The organism is Gluconobacter sp. Dm-44, assembly GCF_018256175.1.
Taxonomy (GTDB): Bacteria; Pseudomonadota; Alphaproteobacteria; order Acetobacterales; family Acetobacteraceae; genus Gluconobacter; species Gluconobacter cadivus.
Genome location: NZ_JAERLZ010000005.1, coordinates 118,483 through 139,351, shown reverse-complemented (window position 1 = coordinate 139,351; position 20,869 = coordinate 118,483). Strand labels below are relative to the sequence as shown.

The following is a 20,869-nucleotide window of genomic DNA, read 5'->3' as shown; positions in this document are numbered from 1 at the left end:
ACCGTCAGGCTGCATCACGGTTGAGGTAACGACGGGCCAGTGCGTCGAAGGAGATGGCGAGGACAACGATCCCGCCGCTGACGACCGACTGCCAGTAGGGCGAAATTCCGAACAGGACGATGATGTCTTCGATCATGCCGATGATGACTGCACCCAGAACCGCTCCGACCGGACTGCCGATGCCGCCGGTGGTTGCGACACCGCCAATGACGGCTGCGGCGATGGGTGCGAGAACCCATGTGTCACCGATGGAAGGCTGGGCCGTTCCCAGACGGGCGACCATCAGGATTCCGGCAAGGGCGGACAGGAACCCGGCGAGGGCAAAAGCGCCCATGCGGATGGCGTTGACGCGGATGCCCAGCATCCGGGCGGCGTCCGGGTTGCTGCCGATGGCGTAGATGTAGCGGCCGACGGGCGTGCGGAACATGACGAACGCCACAACCGCCAGACACACCAGAAGCACGACGAACGGCACGGGAACACCCATGACGAGCCCACGCCCGAGAAAGGAGATGTCACGGGGAATGCCCGTAATGGCCACGCCTTTGGTCGCAACGAGGTTGGCGCCGCCATAAACGCCAGCCATACCGATCGTCAGCACCAGCGAGTGCAGGCGGAGTTGCGTAATGAGCGCTCCGTTCAGCAATCCGCACCCGGCTCCCATCAGCAGGCACAGCCCGAGCGAAAGCCAGGGGTTCAGCCCAAGCTGCACCATTAAAATGCCGCCGACCACACCCGCCAGGCCACCAATGGCACCAACGGACAGGTCAAGCTCGCCCAGAATCATGAGGACGGACTGCCCGATCGTGACCAGCCCGACAAAGGCCAGCGCACGCGCGATGATCATCATGTTGAAGGACGTCAGGAAGTGCGGCGACAGCGCACAGGACGCCCCGAAAATGATGACGAGCGCGGCGATGACGCCGCCCAGTGGATTGCCCACCAGACGTGACACCAGAGCCTTCATGGGCGGCAGTTTCGGCGGCTTCGACGGCGCGGCGGGGAGGGTGGTTTCAAGCGACATGACGGGTCTCCGGGGCGCCGATGATCGCGCCGACAAGCGTGTTGACGTCGGTGGTGGCCTGATCGAACGAACCCGTGATCCGGCCGGAATACATGGTGATGATCCGCGAGGCGCAGCGCTGAAGCTCGGTCATTTCGGACGAAACGAGGATGATCCCCACGCCTTCTTCGGCAAGCTGCTGCATGATGCGGTAAATCTGGAACTTGGTTCCGATATCGATCCCTTTGGTGGGCTCGTCGAAAATCAGGACGCGCGGCCTGCGGGCCATCGCGCGTCCGATGATCGCCTTCTGCTGGTTGCCGCCTGACAGATGAACGATTTTTTTGGACGCGGAGGACGTCCGGACGTCGAACTGCTGGATCGTCTCCGCCACGACGTCATTTTCACGCCGGGAGGAAATGATGCCGCCGCGCTTCATGCGATCCAGAACCGAAAGGCTGATGTTTTCCCGCACGCTGAGCAGCGGGAAAATGCCGTGATGTTTGCGTTCTTCGGAGAGGTAAACCATCCCCATCGCTACGGCACGGTCCGTGCGGCCACGGGGGATTTCTTCTCCGTCGAGGAAGCAGTGGCCGGATGTCGCCCGATGATAGCCGAAAATCGTCTGCATCAGTTCGGAGCGGCCCGCGCCGACAAGCCCCGCAAATCCAAGGATCTCGCCCCGGCGCAGGGTGAAGGACGCGTCCGTAAACCCCGGTCCCGAAATTTGTTTAGCGCTCAAGATCGCGTCGTTTTCGCTAACGGCGAAACGCGGCTGGAACTTCTCTTCCAGTGAGACAGAACTGCCGGACATGAGCTGGATCAGGTGTCCTTCCGTCATGCCCTGCATGGGGTAGGTGCCGACGCTGCGTCCATTGCGCAGAACCGTTACTGTGTCGCCCAACTCAAAGATCTCTTCCATCTTGTGGGAGACAAACACGATCGCGCAGCCGTCATCGCGCAACCTGCGGATGATCCCGAACAGATGCTCGGTTTCGTTCGCCGTCAGTGAGGAAGTCGGTTCATCAAGGATGAGAACCCTGAATTCCTCACGGCAGGCTGCGCGCGCGATCTGCAGAAGCTGCTGGTCCGGCACGCTGATACGGTTCACCAGATGACCTGGTTTTGCATGAATTCCGAAGCGCTGGATGAGGGCTGCCGCAGCCTTTTCCATGGCACGGCGTGAGACCGTCAGATGGCCGAACCCGGAGCGGTCGAACGGCATGAACATGTTCTCGGCCACCGTCATGGAACCAAAAAGGCTCAGCTCCTGCGGGACATAGGCGACTTTCGTAAACAGGGTGCGGTCCGCCAGCGCGTCTCCGCCTTCGATCAGGACGCGGCCCTCATCAGGGGCGACGAGGCCGGTCAGGACCTTGATCAGGGTGGATTTTCCAGCACCGTTTTCGCCAGCGAGAATATGGATTTTCCCCGGCTCCAGCGTCAGATCCACATGATCGAGCGCGACCACGCCGGGATAGGTCTTCCGTACGGCTTCGATCTGAAGAATTGTCATGGTCGTGTTTCCCTTGTCCTGATCGTACGGCAAGATGTCAGAGGGTCTTGCTGGTCAGAATATCAATTCCGGTATCGATATATTTGGGTGTCTTCTGTCCCATGGCTTTCTGCCAGGCGGAGATGACGGCCCAGTAACCCTGCATTTCGGGGCGGCTGGAGGCGGAAGATTCCGCTACGCCGTCCTTAATGAGCTGGATCATGTCATTGAGGTTGTCGAGGCCGACTTCCTTGACTTTCCCGGTCTTGCCGCCCTCACGGATGGCCTGTCCGATGCCCACCGGTCCGGAGGCATCGCAGGCGACCCAGCCCACCAGATCCGGATGGGCCTGCATGATGGCGGAGGCCTGTTTCTGTGCGGTTTCGATGCTGTCATTGTCGATCCCCGTCGCGACGACTTTCATGTCGGGGTATTTTGCAAAGACCTTCTTTTCACACTCGGCCCGAAGCGTATGGTTTGGCGCTGTGGGCACACCCATCATGATGGCAACCTCACCCTTCTTGCCAACGAGGTTCGCCAGCCGCTCCGCGGCCATAGTGCCCTGTTCGCAGAAATCCGCGCCGACGGCCGTGATGTCCATGCCTTCGGGAGGCAGGGAGTCGAACACCGTCATCGGGATTTTCTGGTCCGCTGCTTCGTCCATGGCGGCGCGATTGCCCTTCTCATCCAGCAGATCGAGGATCAAGCCATCAGGATGGGTCGCGACAGCGCGTTCGATAATGTCGTTCTGCGAAGACACATCGGCTGTCTGCGGCGCGCGGTATTCAATCTCGACCGGGCGGCCCGTTGCTTTGGTGATCATGTCACCAGCGGCCTTCGCCCCTGTCATGGCTTTGTCAAACCATGGATGGACCGTCTTGGGGATCAGAACGAAATGCAGGGGCGCGCCACTCTCCGCCGCACAGGCGACGCCAGAGGACAGAACTGGCGTAGCCGCCAGCATTGCGGCAAAAGCGAATGCCGTTTTCATAACTCTGTTCTTTCGAAAATCAGCCAGAACCTGTTCGGGCTGAAGGTTTTTATTTCAGCAGCTCATGTCCGCGGAGACGGGTTGCCGGTATTTCCTGCCGAGTGCATCAATTCCGGCAATATTGCGCGCCGATGCACTTTTGGGATCGAAGGTGCAAGCCAGCCAAGCTTCCACGATCGACTTCGCCACTTCCGGCCCGATCACCCGCGCGCCCATGGTGATGATATGCGCGTTGTTCGACAGGGCCGCGCGTTCGGCGGAATAGGTGTCATGGGTCAGCGCCGCCCGGATGCCGGGAATTTTGTTGGCGGAAATGCACACGCCAATTCCGGTTCCACAGCACAGAATGCCCCGGTCGAATTCACCGTTCAGAACCGCCAGCGATACGCGCTCGCTCAGTTCAGAATACAGTTCGGCCCGTTCATCTTCGGGATGGGACATGTCGACGACGACATGGCGTCCAAGCGTCGAGAGATGCTGGGTCAGAAGTCTCGCCAGACCTTCGCCGGCGCTGTCTCCACCAATGGCAATACGCATGGTCATTTTTCCTGTTCCTGCGTTCAGGCGACCGTTCAGGCCGCTATTTTGTCCGAAACCAGATCACGCACACTGTCGATGAGGGCCATGAAGTCCGTCGCTTTCCAGGCCGCCCGTCCGATGAACACACCATCCACATCCGCAAGCCCGACATAGCTGCGGATGTTGTCCCGCGAGACACTGCCGCCATAAAGCAGCGGGATGCGCGCGCCCTCTGCACCGGCGAGGTCCTGCACGACGCGCCGGAGCCGGGTGTGAACATCCGAGACGAAGTCTGCGTCCGCCGGGCGGCCGGAAGCTCCGATGGCCCAGACCGGCTCATAGGCAATCAGGACATGCGCCAGATCTTTCCGCGCCACACCATGCAGTGCGATTTTGGTCTGCCGGGCGAGCGTTTCGTGCGAGACGCCAAACTCGTACTCGTCCAGCGTATCGCCGATGCAGATGAGCGGGCGTAACCCGTGGCGGAGGGCTGCATGAACCTTCAGGTTCACAGTCCAGTCCGTCTCGCCGAAATGCTGGCGACGTTCGGAGTGGCCGATTTCCACCATCGAAGCGCCGCAGCCCCGGATCATTTCCGGTGAAACTTCGCCCGTCCAAGAACCGCTGTCTTCCCAGTGCATGTTCTGCGCGCCCACCATCAGGGCGTTGTCTTCCAGCACTGTGCAGACATCCTTCAGGGACGTGAATGGCGGGATGACGAAAGGCTGGATTCCCTGCGGCGGAACAAATCCTTCAAGGGCCTGCGCTGAAGCGATGGCTTCGGCCGGTCCCTTGTTCATCTTCCAGCTCGTTCCGATCCAGACCTGATCCATTTCCGACCTTCCGAGAGGCTGAATGTTCATCCCGATTCTCCGTGTTGCAGACCGGTATATGTTAGCTTGAGCGTTAAAGCATAACATAAAAGAGTTACCAATACCAAAAATAACGATACAAAATTTCGGAAGTTCAGAAGAAAAATCCTCTTTGAGAACGATTTTCTTCTGAATTCTTGGGAAATCCGCTCTGCTTTATAATCACATAAAAATGTTACGCTGCGCGCTCCAGCAGGACCGCTTCGGTCACCACGCTATCCAGATCCGCCTCCCTGAGGGGCGGTACGCCCTGAGCGCCCAGTTTTTCATGATAGAGATGTGTTGCTTCTTTCGCCGACAGGGCTCCGTCTGTCACGCTGCGCATGGCCTCGATCAGTAAAAGCGGGTCATCTGCATCCACGATCTTGCGGCCAAAAAGCGCTGCGCGCGCACCACAGCACTGCGCCTGATGGATCAGTTCCAGGCAGTCGCGCGTTGTTCCGCTGCTGCCTCCCATGATGCCCACGATCACGGAAGGATCGAACGCACAGAGTTCGCTCAGGGCGTCCGCGCCATTGAAGGGCACCTTGAGGAAAACGGGGCGTTCTTCACGCCGCAAACCTGCCAGACAGCGGACGATCATGTCGTTCAGATAAAAGCCGCGATCCGGCTGTGCGATCCGGCCTTCATTGGGATTGAAGACCTCAAGGAAATACGAAAAGCGGCTTTCTTCGGCTTCTTCCCGAAAGCGGGCGAATTCTTCCAGCGCAAAGCTGTCCTGTTCGGCGTCACCATTGAAAGTCATGGAATACAGGCCAAGGCTGGTCTGCGCTTTTTTCAGCGATGCCGAGCGAAACGGAACGGATTTCTGGGACTGGTAGGAACCACCCCGTCCGCGCCACAGATCCGTCGTGTCATTGGCCCGGATCGCGGACTGGATCCGGGTTCCGGCAAAACCGTCTTCCGCGATCAGGGTCTCCAGAATGGAGGCCGACGTCAGCATGATGTCCACGATGTCCTGCTGGAGGATGCCGTGGATCACGTCGACATATTCGCGCCGCGTCCGGAAACGGGAATGACCCTGTCTGGGGTCGCGACGCAGACCTGTGGCGCTGATGCCCGCAGCCATGTCGGAATCCTTGGCATCTGCGAGAATGAAATCCGTACGGTCGTCCTGACCGGCCAGCATGCGCGCGATTTTTTCTTCATAACGGTTCATGGTTCAGGCTCTCAGGGCTGTCTGTGAGGGGGAGGTGTCGGGGAGGTCGCCCTTCAGGTTGTGGCGCTCCTGCGCTTCTTTCCAGGCGGCGCGGCACTGCCGGTCCGTTTCCTGCGCGCTCCATCCCAGAGCTGTGCCCACGACACCGCCCACTTCGAGAACGACGTCGGGTGTGAGGAGGCCGCTCAGGGCAACGGGCGTCCGGCGAAAGAGAACATCGGAAAGGGTGCGGACCAGTTCTTCCGAAGCGATGAAGGCCAGTTCGCGACGTGTGTAGGTCGGGAGCGTCCGCAGTGGCGCGTCGGCTTCCTTCTGGCAGAACACCGCAAAAGCGCGCGCGCGCGATCCGTACCGCTCCAGCAGAATTCCGGCCCTCTGGCGCGGCATGCCATAGGTCACGAAAAACTCATCCAGATACGCGGAATAGCGCTCCGGCGCCGGATAATCGCGGCCGCCGCCAATCGGGAAAGTCTTAGTAGAGAGGTGTCGTGCAGCGCCCAGCGTTTCGAGCAGCCGGTCTGCAACCTCTTCGGCCAGCCCACGGAATGTCGTCCATTTCCCGCCAACCAAGGATAGCAGCGGCGTGTCTCCAAGCCGGTTTTCATGCACGATATGATCGCGGCTGATGGCTCCGGGATCGGATGCATCGGTCGCGGGGAGGGGGCGGACGCCACTGTAGCGGTAAACTACATCATCAGAACTGAAGCTGAAGCCGGGGAACAGGTCCGCGACCATTCGCAGCATATACTCCTGTTCGTCATCGGTGCAGATGGCGGTATCGGGATCTTCGATCCGGATATCCGTCGAGCCGACCAGAACATGACCGTAAAACGGATAGGCCAGACAGATCCGTCCGTCCGGCGTTCCGAAATACATCATGCGTCCTTTGAGTTCGCGCAGAAGCCCATCATGCCGCAAAAGCAGATGCGAGCCTTTCGTGCCGCCGATATACCGCGTCGTCTCGCCGAGGACGGCATTGATGCGATCGATCCACGCGCCTCCAGCATTCACAAGCGCCCGTGTGCGGACATTGCGTGTCTCTCCGGTCATGCTGTCCCTGAGGCGCAGAATGCCGTCGGCAAATGAAACCGGAACGGTATAGGTCGCAATCCCGCAGCCGGTCCCAACATTCAGCCCGTCCTGCACACATTCATAACCAAGCCGCTCGGGCTGGGTGATGGCCGCGTCATAATATTGTGCGGTGGCGAGAACGTCCGTCGCCATATGCGGCCATTCTTCCCGCGTTCTGCGATTGAGGAACAGGCTGTGTCGAGGCATGACACGTGCGCGCCGTCCCAGAAAATCATAGATCTGAAGTCCGGCTTCCAGCACCAGAGCCCCCCGGTCCGTCATTTTTCCGCCCAGACGCAGGAATTTCCTTAAAGACGGGACGATGCCGCCGAACCAGGAGCGGATTGGCAGAACCGTTGGCAAGGGTTTGACCACATGCGGCGCATTTCGCAGCAGAAGATTGCGCTCCAGAGTGGACTGCGCGACCAGGCGGAATTCACCCGTTTCGAGATATTTGATTCCGCCATGGATCAGCCGCGAGGGCGCGCAGGAAGCGCCGGAACAGATGTCGCTCCGATCAACGAGCAGGACACGCAGATCCTGTAGGGCCAGTTCGCGAAACAGCCCGGCTCCGTTGATGCCGGCGCCTATGATGACGACATCGAACTCCGCATTATCGCGGATATCTTTCAGTCCGCTCATGGCCGTGCTCCCTGTGTCATGGTGCCGGCCATCGCGTAGTTCAGAACCGGTCCGGCCTCCACGAGATCGTTTTCGCGGGAACGCTCTGTTGTGGCAGGCTTCAGCGAGGACGTTCCGCCATCATAAAGATCTGACCAGAACGGCCTCATGGCCTGCGTCAGTGCGACATAGCGGCGATAAATTCCCTCATAAACGCGTTCGCGGTCCGGCTGCGGCCTGTAGGTGTGCATTGGCACGTCCTGCGCGGCCACAGCATCTTCAAGGTTTGCGTATAATCCTACGGCAACGCTCGCAGTCAGGGCCGCACCGAGTGCCCCGGCCTCGCGGACTTCGGGGATGCGGACAGGCATACCCAGAATATCCGCGAACATCTGGGCGATGGCAGGCTGTCCGCTTCCGCCTCCCGAAATTCCGATCCTGCGGACGGGTCCGGTCTGTTTGAGGGCATCGACATGTTCGCGATGATTGAAGACTGTTCCTTCCACCATTGCCTGAAACAGATCCGCCCGGTCATGCCAGGACTGCACACCGAACAGGGACGCGCTGGCGGGGGCGTCATAGGGCGAGCCGAACAGGAACGGGTGATACAGCGGAACCGCAGGACGGGTTCCCGGCTGGGACAAGCGCGCTTCTATTTCCGCAGAAAGAACACGGGCAGCGTCCTGATCGCCGGGCATGAGGATTTTTGCCAGCCATTCGAGATTGCTCGAAGACGCCGGAGAAATCGCCATGCAGTTCCACAGGCCGCGACGATATCCTGCCCGACAGGCCCAGCCTTCCCCGACGACAGGCCGGTCGCGGAAAACCTCGTTGATCGAAAAGGTCCCAGCCGTGATCGACAGATCGCCCGCTCTGGTATGGCCCAGACCGACGGCTGCGGCCGTCACATCATGCAACCCGACCGAAACGGGCGTGCCGGCCACAAGCCCCGTCAGCGCTGCGGCTTCGGCGGTCACAACGCCACCCTGTTCACAGGAGAGGCGCATTTCCGGCAGCGCGTTTCGAATGTCCGCAAGGCCGAGAACATCCAGCAGGTCGTCGCTGTAATCCTGAGTGTACAAATCGGTGAAAGACGTGCTGGCCTCGGTCAGATCCGTCGCGATTTCACCCGTCAGACAATAACGGATCCAGTCCTTGGCAAAAATCACGGACCCGATCGCCTGATACCGTTCCGGTTCGTTGTCCCGGATCCAGGCGAGCAGGGTATTCGCCGAATAGACATACGGGCGCTGACCCGCGATCGGGAGTGTCAGATCGGAAATGCCGTCATGCTTCCAGCGTTCGTGAATGGCAGTCGCCCGGCTATCGAGCGACATGATGCCCCGACCAAGTGGACTTCTTGAGCGATCAAGTAGAAAAACACCATCCCCGTGCGCGGTGACACCGACAGAGGCAATGGCATTTCCGTCCAGCCCCGCGGTGCTCAGCGCATCGCGAATGGACCCAATAACGGCCTGCCACGCTTCGTGCATATCGCGCTCGACGTGATGCGGGCGTTCCATGTGCTGTGCGACACGGCGTCGCCCTGTTCCGACGATGGCCCCTGTGGACGAAAACACAACGGCTTTGGTCGTGGTGGAACCGCTATCGATTCCGATGATGAAATCCCGGCGCATTTCTGGCCCTCCAGACGGCTTCAGTGTCAGGGACACGCAAATTCGAAGGACAGCCATATCACCGATTACGAGATATAGAACACATATATCTGTGATATTTTAAGATTTAGTGTGACTTATCACGCTGATGTCCCGATGACGGGCCAGAAATCTGATCTGGTTCGGATAACCTGCACGGTTGTCATCACAGCAACCGTCAGCCATAAAAACAGGAAATGCTTCTTCTTGAGTGGATGCAAAAAGAAGCGCGTCTTACTGCCCGCAATCAGGCACTGACATGTCCATCCATCGCCTGTTTTTCTAACTGTTTGGGACTGATTACATATGAAAATAGCTGACTGGATGGTGGAATCAGGCGTTGCGTTTGGAACGAGCGGCGCGCGTGGGCTTGTGACGTCCATGACGGATGCTGTCTGTTTTGCGTATACCGTCGGCTATCTCAAACATTTACAGACGCTGAACGAGTTTGCTCCGGGTACATCTGTTGCCATCGCCGGAGACCTGCGGCCGAGTACGCCGCGTATTCTGCGTGCCTGTGCGGCTGCCATTCTCTGGATGGAAGGCCAGCCGGTAAACTGCGGCTTTGTGCCGACGCCTGCGTTGAGCCTCTATGCGTTTGGCAGGGGCATTCCGTCCCTCATGGTGACGGGAAGCCATATTCCGGACGACCGGAACGGCATCAAGTTCAACCGCGCGCACGGCGAATTTCTCAAAAGCGACGAAGCTGCCATGCGGCATGAGGACGTCACACTTCCGGATGGCTGGTTCGATGAGCACGGCGCGCTAAAAATTGACGTCGCAGTTCCGCCTCTGACTGATGTGCTGCCGGAATATGTCGCCAGATATGTCGATTTCTTCGGCCCGACAGCGCTCTCGGGTCTGAAACTCGGGATCTATCAGCATTCCGCTGTAGGCCGGGACGTTCTGGTGTCCGTCGTCGAAGCCCTCGGGGGGGAAGCGCATCCTTTGGGGCGCTCGGACGTGTTCGTTTCGGTCGATACGGAAGCCGTGCGCCCGGAAGACGTTGTTCTCGCACGGGACTGGACGCAGACTGGACAGTTCGATGCGATCCTCACGACGGATGGCGATTCCGATCGACCGCTGTTGGCGGATCAGAACGGTCGCTGGCTCCGGGGGGATGTACTAGGCATTCTCGCGGCCCGCAAACTTGGCGCCGTTTCCGTCACAACGCCCGTCAGCAGCAATACGGCGCTGGAAGCGTCAGGCGTTGCGCCCTTCGTTCAAAGAACGCGCATTGGCTCGCCGTTTGTCGTGTCAGGCATGACGGATGCTGTGGAGAAGGGAAATGTTCCGTCCGTTGGTTATGAGGCCAATGGGGGCTTTCTGCTCGCCAGCGATATCGAGCATGACGGCCGACGTCTCGTGGCTTTGCCGACGCGCGATGCCGTCCTGCCGATGCTCTGTGCGCTGGTTTCGGCCCGAAGCGGGCAGAGTGGGCTTGCGGAGCTGCTTGAAACACTTCCGCCCCGCTTCACGGTGAGCGACCGTCTAAAAGATGTCCCGACAGAGCAAAGCAAGGCCCGTCTGGCCCTTCTGCGCGAGGATGTTCCAGCGGTGAGTGAAGCCCTGGGCTTCGCGGAAGCCTGCGGGCCAGTCGCTGCTGTTGACGAAACGGACGGTATCCGGATGACGTTCGAACGTGGCGACATCATTCATCTGCGGCCATCCGGGAATGCGCCGGAATTGCGGGTATATGTTGAGTCGGCGACGTCCGAGCGGGCCGAACAACTTCTGACACTGGCTCTTGAATCTGTCAGACGCTGGATGGCGTAGGCGACAGGCCCCTGATCAGGCTTTGCACCTCATCAGGGGCTTTGTCTGATCAGTGAGGATTGAACGCCGGAAAGGCGGGACCATAAACGGCGGCGGGGCCATTCATGATGCCGATCTTTCCGCGGACACCATAAGTCTGGGCTGGAAACTGGATGGTGCTGTAGGGACTGTCGCTTTGGACCCAGTAATCACTGCTGGCCTTGCCGCCAGACTGGTTGACAAGAATGATCGATCCGGTGGTCATGTAAAGAGAACCTGCTGGTTTTCCGACCAAGGCGTGCAACCGGATCGGAGGCGTCTGCGGAGGAGCAAGTTCGATATGCCCGTCAAACGTCCACGGACCGGAAATGAAGGCGGTTGTCGCGTTATAATCGAGACGTGATGCGAGCCAGTCCAACTCCATGCCGCCTTCATCATCGACGCCGAGTGTGTTGTTGAAAACATTGACGTCTTCCAACGCAATCCGTTCACCGGCATCCGAGGGGTTGGGAATGGTATAGATCCCCGTCGCGTTATTATGGATCTGAACATGCGAGAGACCGAAAACATAGGCATGGTTTCCGAAAGTCAGTCCCCGCCGAAAGCCTGAAATGGAGACGTTTTCCAGCGTAATTGCAGCGGCACGAATGTTATCATCATCTTTGTTGTCCAGAACGATTCCGTCTGCTTTGGACTGACCGGTCAGAACAAGATGATCAATGCTGTTAGAGGCAGTATCGTAACTTTCCGGCTGCCCTTTACCATCTGATGAGACAAGGATTGCAGGCTGCCCATCGGGAAGGCTGGAGGCGTCCAATACGCCATTGGTCAGAGTTGTCGTAAGCGGATTGAGGTGCAGGGTGTTCTGAAGTCTGTAAACCCGCCCATTCAGATCGACCCGACAATGGGCTGGCCATGCGGGACAGGCTGCGATCATCGCGGCAGGATCATTCGGACGGGCAATGACAGGTGAAGTGGAAATCGACACTGCCACCAGGCTGGCGATCGCGAGGATCTTCAGTGAGTGAACTTGCATGGCGGTATGTCTTTCCCACTTGTAAAAAAACGTCTGTCAGGAAAGAATTTTTCCTGCACTATGCCGGGCTGCGTCACTGGCCGCCTGGCAGAAATATCCAGACAATCGCCCCTGAAGCATCTTGAAATAATAGGCTGTCATTTCAGATCGCCTGCGGATGATGCTGAGACAGATCCCTCCGAAGGGGCGGATAAAGAATGTCATGACTGTTTTCAGGGCTGCACGGTTCTTGCGAAGGACATACCCCATCCCAATGCCATAGTCATAGGCGCGTTCACGGTTGAGAGTGGGCGGTTTGTCCATATGGCGGACCAGAAGGGCGCGATCGTGATACCCTTTCGATCCTACCGCCATCAGGCGGAGGGCAAGGTCAGGGCCCTCTGCAGACCCAAATGGGGCTCCAATCCCCAGATCTTCATCGAACCCATTGATTTTTTCAAACGTGTTGCGCGGCATGAAAAAATTGAACTCGATTAGCCCGGTCCAGATGTTATGCTTATTCAGGTTCTGGCTTTTTCTTAGCCAGCGCCCCATGGCTGTGGGGGCGCCGTCCAGATTGAGCACGGCACCAGTAATGAAGCCTGTATCATCTGTTTTGCGGAAATAGGCGTTCACCCGTTCCAGCGTGTCGGGCTCGTAAATGCAATCGTCGTCCGGAAAGGCTATGAGGTCGCCCACTGCGAGGTTTGCGCCAAAATTGCGAGCATAACGCAGTCCGTTGATCTCGGGGCGAAGGTGTTTCAAAGGCCATTTGGCGCTGTATCGAGCGACAAGATCTTCGTAGATGTCCGATTGACTCTGATCGACCAGAATGACTTCGAAATCTTTGAACGTCTGCTTCTCTAACCCCTGCATGAAGGCCTCGACTTCGGCAGGGCGGGCCAGAGTCGAGACAACCAAGGAGAATCGCATCTCAGGAAGCCTTTTTATTTGAATGAAGTTTTGCAGCTCGTTCTGGCGTAATGCGGTTCCTCAGCAGGTCGCCAAGTCCGATCAGATTGCCTAGCAAACGGCCTTTGCGGTCGATGTAATATTCTGGTCTGAATGATTTCAGGGTGTTAATAACGAGATGCCGCCCTGCGCTTTTCAGGGCGTTGGACCAAGGATACGTTCCTTTCTGAGCCAGATAAATGCAATTGATGATCTGGGAGTAACCTAGCCGCAGTTCGGAGCCTTTCCCGGTCTTGTTTCCAAGATGCACACCTTGTGCGCTGTTGACCTTGACGACCCGGCCATGAGGCAGAAGAGAGCGGGAAAAATCTATGTCTTCATACCAGGAATAGAGAGGGAGTCTTTCATCGAAGCGCGCGCAAAGACGTTTTATGGCGGCACAACGAAACGCCATGTTGCAGCCATAAGTGTTGAAAGCATCTTCGATTTTAGAAACTGCCGCTGTGTCAGCCTGGGCATTCAGACGGTTTGCATCTTCAATCAGCAGACCGGGCCCTTGTGCGCCATCCGCCAGAACGTGTCCTGTTGCGCCCAGAATATTGGGATTGTCACGAAATGCTTCGATGATACGGGCGATATATGTTGGGTGGGGAAAAAAGTCGTCATCGAAAAACAGGACGATATCTTCGTCTTTAAGGCGGTCAAGGATGACATTGCGCTGAACGGCAGCTCCCTGATGCCCGGTGACGAATTCGACTGAAGCCATGTCCCGAAGTGTTTGGGGAATAGCGGAAATATCGTCCGGTTTGGCGTAACTGATGATGATTCTGTGTGGTTTGACCGTTTGATGAGCCAGTTGACGCACGAGTTCGGCCAGAATTGTTGGACGGCTACTGGTGGCGATACCCACGACGACCTGCATTTTTTCTGTAAAAAGCACAGTCTCTTCAGTGTTCGTGGGTGTCGGCTGCATCTGTCGGTTGTCCTCATGAGAACCGTGAGGGCAGAGGAGGTCTGCCGAGGGCATCTGGGTTGTATCGGGGGGCATGAATTAATTCGATCCGACGTTTACAATACGGTTGCCACGCTGTTGCGCTAGGGAGACGAGCACGTCGCGGGCTTTTGTAGCGTGTGTCATATCGAGGTAAACGGAACATGAATGATCGTTGTTACGGATCGTCAGATTGTAGCGACTATTGACGATTGTTATAAAACGACTGTTGGCATTCCATAGAGCCATATGGCTAAGTGCGGATGTAGGAACCGGATCAGACGCGAAAAGGCGTTTCGAGGCTCCATCCATGACTGTGCACCATAAGACCATCTTTCTTGGGGAAAGGCCTGCGCTCTCGTCCTGTGCATAGGCAGGTACGATGGCAGCGATGCCAATCATTATCGCCAATAGGCGGGAAGCTGTCAGCATTTGGCAGATTCCTCGCGCATGATGTCTAGAAGCTGTCTTGCGGCGATCGTCCAGCGGTATTTCTGAACCTGTTCGTATCCCGCGCGGCGAAGGTCATTGGCGCGTTCGTGATTGTCGAGCAATTCAATGACACGCGCCGTCAGATCGGCGGGGGCTCGACCGAACAGGGCGGCTTGACCGCATACTTCGCGCAGGACGGGAATATCGCGGGCAACAACCGGGCAACCGGCTGCCATAGCTTCTACGGGCGGGAGGCCGAAACCTTCATAGATGGACGGAAAGACAAAACACTCGGCTTCGCTGTAGAGCGCGTGCAGTTCCGCATCCGTAACCCTGCCGACATAGGTTGCATGTTGCAGATCAGGAGCGCCTGCGCTGAAAACCCGTCCGTTCATTCCACCGCTGATGACGAGTTTGATCCCGCGCTGACCCAGCGTTGCTGCCAGATGATCAAGGGCTGCAAAATCTTTGTGAGGTGCTTTGTTGCCAACTGCCAGAACGTATTTTCCGCTTTCCAGACCATGGGTCTCTAAAACGGATCTGTCCGCCGCAATGCGGGTGGCATGATCCGCACCCTCGGTGATGACGCTGATACGTGCAGGATCGATCTTTAAATGACGTGCGATGTCATTTCTGGAAAACTCTGAGACCGTAACGATGCGCGTTTTGCCCAGCGCCAGAAGGCGATGCAAAATCTTATAATAGGCGCGAAACTGACGCGAGTAAGACTGTGGCGTTGAAAAGACACCGGCATCATGAATGACAACCAGTTGTCGACTATGCCGCGATGACAGACGAAGAGGGGCCGTATTGCCCAGATTCACGAGTAATCCTGATGCCGCGGCCTTTGGTAGATCAATCTGTTCCCAGATCTGCCCTTGGAACCGGCCACAGGAACGCGCAGGAAAACCAAGATCGACAGACACTGAAGTCCCGGGATTTGTCCGGGGTGTCAGGAGTTCTGGGCGTGGCAGATCCGCAGGCCAGATTTCCGAAAGGGCACGCGTAATTTCCGTCGCAAAACGCTGAACGCCACTAAGCGACTGGACGGAAAAGCGTCCGTTAAGGAAAAATTTGTTCATAGGAGGAACGGCCATTACGAAGAAGAAACAAGCTTGCGGTAGTGTGAATAATCACCCATACGAAGGCTTTCTTCCGGTCGCAGGTTTTCGATATCGACAAAGGTCAGGACCGCGCCCAGACAGTTTGCGTGATGTGTCCGCAAAATTCTCTGCGTTTCGATCACGGCACTTGCGGATGTCTGATGCCATTTGACGGCGATGATGACACCTTCGGCAAAGGACGCCAGAACGCCCGCTTCGGGAAAGCTCAGAATGGGTGGCGTGTCGATAATGATCTGATCGTATTCGCCGCGATGTTTCTCCAGAAATTCTCCGAGGGCGCCGAAATTCAGGACGCCGGGTTCGCCTGTCTGGCTAGCGACGAAAATATCCAGCCCCGGGAGGGCATCATGGATGAAACCTTCTTCGTGTGCTCTGAGGTCGAGCGCGCGCAGGACGCTGGGCCGGTGGGCATCACAGTCGATCAGAAGAGCGCGTTTGCCGAGCGCCCCGATGCTGGCAGCCAGCGAAATGGCGAGCGTGGTCTTTCCTTCGCCGCTCTCCGCAGAGGTGATGACCGTGATCTTCGTACGGATCGAGGGATTGCCGAAGGTCAGGATGGCCCGCATGGAGTTGAGCATCCGGCCATACAGGGAGTCCCCGGATGTCAGTTGTTCACGAAGCGAGCCTCTGAAACGCGGGAGTGCGCCGAGCCCGAACAGCCGTGTCTGCTGCTCCAGTTCGGCGAGCGTCCGCAGACTGCTGCGGGAGCGGTCACGCAGAAGGGCCGCACCAGCGCCCAGCCCCAGAGAAACCAGGAACAACAATATGCCATACTGCTTCTTAGGCGGCCCCGCCGGCCCCAGAGGCTGGTTTGCCGGTGTAATCAGGCGCGCCTCTGCCTGCTGAATGGTGGTTTCTGCGGACACCTGACCAAGGCGTGAGAGGTAGTCACGATACAGGGTTTGTGCCGCAGTTGCTTCCCCCACAAGCTGGCGAAGCCGGATGTCTGCGTGTTCTTCCTCCGTGACATTCGCCTGCAGGGCGTTAGTGCGCTCTTTTAAAGCATTGACCCGCTGCTGGGCAGCGTCCGCTTCGTAACGCAAATTCTGAAGAAGTTTCTGGCTCTCTGCCGCAATCTGGGCATCGATGCGTGCGGCCTGGGCGCGCGCTGCGACCAGCTCCGGGTTCTGTTCCAGTGCCGTGGATGCGAGTGTCGAAATACGGGCGTTGATCTGGGTCTGCTGAAGTCTGAGGCCTTGAATCAGGGGGGAGGCGGTGATGGCAGTAATGGTTCCAACGTTACCGCTAGAAGCAGCCTCGTGATAAATAGCCTGTTTGCTCGCCAGATCTGCTTCTGCTTCGCCGAGTTCATGATTCATCTGTGTCAGATGAAGGTCATTGGGTGTGGCAGGCAGTGCAATACGGGCCGTCCGACCAGAATCGCCGCCCGAATCATCGCCCAACAGGTAGAGATTATGCTCCTGCCTGTACCGCGAGAGTTCCTGTTCGGCTTGGATTGATCTTTGGCGCAGGGGAGCGATCTGTTCCTCCAGAAGGAGGCTCGCGTTCCGTGCGGCCTGAATCTTGGCCTGTTGCTCGAAATCGAGATAGGCTTTGACGTAGCCGTTAGCGATGGCGGGCGCCAAATCAGGACCTGCAGATCGTGCAGTAATTCCTATGATCGCGGAGCGCCCATCATTGCTAATGTGAACTTTCCCCATGAGCAGACCGGAAACCACCTCGTTACGTTGCTGCGGCGTCAGAGGAGGGGAGGCTTTTTGAAGGCCAAGTTTTTTCTTGAGTTGTGACACAAAAGAAGGATTCAAAGCCTTGACGTATTCAGGAGTGTCCGCGAGGTGCAAACGCTGCGTCACCATTAGGGCAATGGTTGGGCTTTTGAGGATATCAATCTGGGTATTAAGAGCGACCAGATCCAGCGCACGGTCTGCATAAGGACTGAGTTCCGATGGGGAAATCATGCCCCGTGCACCGATCGCAATTTCGGCGACAGATTCGTAATAGGGCTTCAGTGTCGCAATGGCGGCTGCTCCCAGAAGGAAAGTGCCGCCCGCAACGGAACACATCAGAAGTTTGTGTTGGCGAAGGATGGAGAAAATTCTACCGAAACCGGCGAATTCCTGCTCGGGGGCAGGACCAATGTCCATCGGGGAATACTGTTGTGGGGGCATTGCACCGGAAATCTGGCTCATGAGTGATGTGTCCTGCTCACCGTGCGCCGCGTCTCAGGAAAACGGCGGGTAGGGTTTTCGCAAGAATTGCGATATCGTGCCACAAAGTCCAGTTACGCACATACCATCGATCCAGCTGGACGCGTTCAGCATAGCCGGTATCGCTTCTGCCACTGACCTGCCACAGCCCGGTAATTCCAGGACGGATGGCTTGGTAATAATCGAAATTCTCGCCGTAATGACGGACTTCTGCCTGAACGATGGGTCGTGGCCCGACCAGGCTCATATCGCCGCGTAATACGTTGAGGAGCTGCGGCAGTTCATCAAGGCTCGTTTTCCGGATGAAGTGACCAACACGGGTGATTCTGGGATCATTGCGAAGTTTCTGGGTTTCCTGCCATTCGGCCGCGGCAAGAGGATCGGTCTCCAGAAGCTGCTTCAGCAGTTCATCGGAATTCTTCGCCATTGAGCGGAATTTCAGACATTTGAACTCACGCCCGTTCTGGCCAATCCGTCGATGACCATAGATTGGCTGACCACCGTCCAGAGCAATCAGGACATAGAGGATCACATAAACGGGCAGGACCAGAATGAAGAGAAGCAGGGCGGCGAGGAAATCAAAGGTGAATTTGAGCCTGCGCTGAAGCGGATTTTCCAGATTGCTCTTGTAGGACAGAATAATGGTGTCGTGGCTGAAATAGGACGATTGTGTCAGGCCGTGCGTGGGCATCCCGGAAATCTGCGGGATCAGCGCAAAAGGAACGCGCCGACGCGTCAGCCACTCGATGATATCGCGTGAATACGTGTCGGTCGGGTCGAGGCAGAGGAGAAACTGAAATCTTGAAGATGCATTCGCATTTTCAGAAGCCAGCAGAGACCCTATTGCGGCTTCGGGGCTCAGGGATCCGATGATTTCGTAGCTGGAGAGCGTTTCGCTGGCCAGAACATGACGTACCTGAGCAGTTTCGGTCTCGTTTCCGATCAGAACCGTAGGAATTTGCCATAAACGCAGTGTGTGGAGAATGCGCCTGGCGCACTGCCGCATGAATTCGCCAAAGAAGGGAAAGATAATCCAGGGCAGCAGAAGCGCAGAGCGCGGCCCGGAAATCTGAAAGGCGAAGGCCCAGAAACCTGTCGCCAGCAAGGCACAGAAAGCGGCTGTGATCAGGCGCCCGAACTCACTCCAGAACGGAAACCGGATGCGGTATTCTCCGCTCGCAAACATATAGAGGAGAACGCCGAGGCAGATGGGCATAAGAGAGCCCATCGTGTGCACCGCGTTGATACGGGCATCCAGAAAAGCTGGGTCTCCAGAGGACATGTTGTGCAGGACTGAGGCGACCCAGCTGCCAAACAGTACCGAAAAGCATAAAGCGATCACGTCACTTACAAGAAAGACGAAAAAAATCCTTGATGAGCGATCAGATGTTAATCGGGAGCGCACGCCGTCGGGCGCAGTTAAGGCTTCCCTGTCTGGAAAAATTTCGAGAGCGTCTTGGGGGAAAGAAGAAGGAAATAGGCTCATCGGCTCTCTGCATTTCAAAGATGCTACCGGATGCGATAGCAGCGTTGTTCCCCAATTAGTCTCCGGGCGAACGGGTACAAAAATAACGATCTCTCGGTAATTAAGGCTTTTTATAGACACAAAAACATATGTACGTCTACAATATTGACAATTAATAAATCGTCATAGCGTATATGTCTCATATCTGTCGCTATTGCTGCAATCGAAGCATTTCTGGGTGGATCTTTTTCTGTTAGAAGAGGTCCTATGTTCGTGTGTCGTGAAAAAACTGGTTTGCGTCTGTTTTTTGCGCTTGAGATCGGGATCGCCTCGCAGCTCTCCCTGTTTCTGAGCGGGGCGGCGCATGCGCAGGTCGTGACACAGAATCTCTCTGCGCTGGGAAGCGCCGAAGACGGCCTTTCTGTCGATGCGTTTCAGTCTGATACGGATCGTCGCTATGGATCACAGGGTTTGCAATATGGGCCTTGGGCGATCAGTGGGGGGGCGTCCGAAGGATGGGGCTATACCAATAATGCCGACCAGATGATGGGCGGGGTTCCAAGTGTGGCCAGTGTAACCAATGCCAATCTTGAAGGACTGCTGACCCAAAATCGAAGACTGCTTGATATCGGGGCTACCGTTAGCCAGCAGTATTATCCGGAGCGGAAATTACAGAACCAGACGAACTGGACGGCCTTTCTGCGCGGATATGAAAAGATCGGCCGCCATCGCCTCTCTTATCGGTTTGATCATGAGAAGATGACCCAGATGCCATCTGATCTGGGGGCTGCTGAGGTCAATCAGCCCATTCCTTATTTTACGGAAGATCTCAGTCTGGATGATAGGATCGAGACGCGCGGAAGATTGTCGATCATTCCGAACTTCGATCTGAAGCGTTTCCTTTTCACAGACCTTCCAGGCGATAACATCTATCTGCATCAGTCCTATCGTGATCGGCTCCTTTTCTCTGAAGGGGTTGGGGTGCGCTACAGCCTTGCGGAAGGCAGCGATCTGCTACTGATCGGGCAGGGTGTTGAGATCCGGTACTCCAATAACCGGTTTCATCTTCCTTCACGAGATTCCAACGGCTTTTCGGCTCTGCTCGGCTATGATTATGAAATACCGGGTCCTTTCAGTATTCGTGTTTTGGGGGGGTATCAGAATCGATTCTATAATGTCTCAGCCTATAAAACCCTCAATACGTTTTATGCAGAGCTGCGTGGGACATGGACCCCTACACGCATGACGCGAGTGTCTCTGACCGTATCACGCGGGATTTCTGATAGTGCTTTTGAAAGCGTGATCGGTTTTGTTTATACGACCGCTGCTCTTGATATCCGTCAGGTCTATTCCCGTAATGTCGTCCTGCACGCCGGCTTCCAGATTCAACAGGGCGGAGCTGGACAGAGCCCGGCTATCTTCAACAATACCCCGTTATATCAGACGATGACGTCCCAGTTGAATGCCAACTTCAGCGTTGGCGTGGATTGGGCATTGGACCAGCATTTTTCTCTTGAGGCTTCTAACGTCTATCGAAATACGAATGCTTCGGGGAGCAGCCGATACAGCATCGATATGGCTATGATAAGTGTGAAATATCAATTATGATAAAGTTCTCATC

Annotated in this window: 16 protein-coding genes; 2 read left to right on the top strand and 14 right to left on the bottom strand. The window is 56.8% G+C overall.

Annotated features, from left to right (window positions below):
• Nucleotides 1-4: 4 nt before the first annotated feature.
• The 8 genes from JK213_RS08170 to JK213_RS08135 all read right to left on the bottom strand — a co-directional run bounded on the left by JK213_RS08170 (nt 5) and on the right by JK213_RS08135 (nt 9,368).
• Entirely contained in the window at nt 5-1,024 is a 1,020-nt protein-coding gene (locus JK213_RS08170; protein WP_194262488.1) for an ABC transporter permease, read from the bottom strand.
• On the bottom strand, nt 1,014-2,519 hold the full coding sequence (locus tag JK213_RS08165) for a sugar ABC transporter ATP-binding protein (protein ID WP_194262489.1): 1,506 nt from the start codon (nt 2,517-2,519) through the stop codon (nt 1,014-1,016). Before JK213_RS08165 ends, JK213_RS08170 begins: the two co-directional genes overlap by 11 nt.
• Nucleotides 2,520-2,556: 37 nt before the next feature.
• Entirely contained in the window at nt 2,557-3,489 is a 933-nt protein-coding gene (locus tag JK213_RS08160) for a substrate-binding domain-containing protein (RefSeq protein WP_194262490.1), read from the bottom strand.
• A gap of 54 nt (nt 3,490-3,543) precedes the next feature.
• The gene (locus JK213_RS08155) at nt 3,544-4,032 is read right to left on the bottom strand and encodes an RpiB/LacA/LacB family sugar-phosphate isomerase (protein WP_408869896.1); all 489 of its coding nucleotides are present in this window, start codon (nt 4,030-4,032) and stop codon (nt 3,544-3,546) included.
• Nucleotides 4,033-4,061: 29 nt separating this feature from the next.
• A complete protein-coding gene (locus tag JK213_RS08150; protein WP_211571343.1) occupies nt 4,062-4,871 on the bottom strand; it encodes a triose-phosphate isomerase in 810 nt (269 codons plus the stop codon).
• 184 nt (nt 4,872-5,055) lie between these two features.
• Nucleotides 5,056-6,039 (bottom strand): hypothetical protein, encoded by a 984-nt coding sequence (locus JK213_RS08145; RefSeq protein ID WP_194262491.1) that lies wholly within the window; start codon nt 6,037-6,039, stop codon nt 5,056-5,058.
• 3 nt (nt 6,040-6,042) lie between these two features.
• Nucleotides 6,043-7,752, bottom strand: a complete 1,710-nt coding sequence (locus JK213_RS08140; RefSeq protein ID WP_194262492.1) for a glycerol-3-phosphate dehydrogenase/oxidase — start codon at nt 7,750-7,752, stop codon at nt 6,043-6,045.
• Entirely contained in the window at nt 7,749-9,368 is a 1,620-nt protein-coding gene (locus JK213_RS08135) for an FGGY-family carbohydrate kinase (RefSeq protein WP_194262493.1), read from the bottom strand. The genes JK213_RS08140 and JK213_RS08135 overlap by 4 nt, the downstream gene beginning before the upstream one ends.
• Nucleotides 9,369-9,710: 342 nt before the next feature.
• Between JK213_RS08135 and JK213_RS08130 the strand changes: the two genes are divergently transcribed.
• A complete protein-coding gene (locus tag JK213_RS08130) occupies nt 9,711-11,162 on the top strand; it encodes a phosphomannomutase (protein WP_194262581.1) in 1,452 nt (483 codons plus the stop codon).
• 49 nt (nt 11,163-11,211) lie between these two features.
• On the opposite strand, the gene JK213_RS08125 is transcribed toward JK213_RS08130, so the two are convergent.
• From JK213_RS08125 to wbaP, 6 genes are all read right to left on the bottom strand, one after another.
• On the bottom strand, nt 11,212-12,177 hold the full coding sequence (locus tag JK213_RS08125) for a hypothetical protein (RefSeq protein WP_194262494.1): 966 nt from the start codon (nt 12,175-12,177) through the stop codon (nt 11,212-11,214).
• Nucleotides 12,178-12,213: 36 nt separating this feature from the next.
• The gene (locus tag JK213_RS08120) at nt 12,214-13,089 is read right to left on the bottom strand and encodes a glycosyltransferase family 2 protein (RefSeq protein WP_194262495.1); all 876 of its coding nucleotides are present in this window, start codon (nt 13,087-13,089) and stop codon (nt 12,214-12,216) included.
• A gap of 1 nt (nt 13,090) precedes the next feature.
• Nucleotides 13,091-14,041, bottom strand: a complete 951-nt coding sequence (locus tag JK213_RS08115; protein WP_194262496.1) for a glycosyltransferase family 2 protein — start codon at nt 14,039-14,041, stop codon at nt 13,091-13,093.
• 443 nt (nt 14,042-14,484) lie between these two features.
• Nucleotides 14,485-15,573 (bottom strand): glycosyltransferase family 1 protein, encoded by a 1,089-nt coding sequence (locus JK213_RS08110; protein WP_228125506.1) that lies wholly within the window; start codon nt 15,571-15,573, stop codon nt 14,485-14,487.
• Nucleotides 15,574-15,587: 14 nt separating this feature from the next.
• Nucleotides 15,588-17,765, bottom strand: coding sequence for a polysaccharide biosynthesis tyrosine autokinase (locus tag JK213_RS08105; protein WP_194262498.1), 2,178 nt, complete (start codon nt 17,763-17,765; stop codon nt 15,588-15,590).
• Nucleotides 17,766-17,781: 16 nt separating this feature from the next.
• Nucleotides 17,782-19,269 carry an undecaprenyl-phosphate galactose phosphotransferase WbaP gene (gene wbaP / locus JK213_RS08100; protein ID WP_228125507.1) on the bottom strand — a complete coding sequence of 496 codons (1,488 nt, stop codon included), beginning with the start codon at nt 19,267-19,269 and terminating at the stop codon, nt 17,782-17,784.
• 273 nt (nt 19,270-19,542) lie between these two features.
• Between wbaP and JK213_RS08095 the strand changes: the two genes are divergently transcribed.
• Nucleotides 19,543-20,856 (top strand): outer membrane beta-barrel protein, encoded by a 1,314-nt coding sequence (locus JK213_RS08095; RefSeq protein WP_194262500.1) that lies wholly within the window; start codon nt 19,543-19,545, stop codon nt 20,854-20,856.
• Nucleotides 20,857-20,869 lie beyond the last annotated feature (13 nt).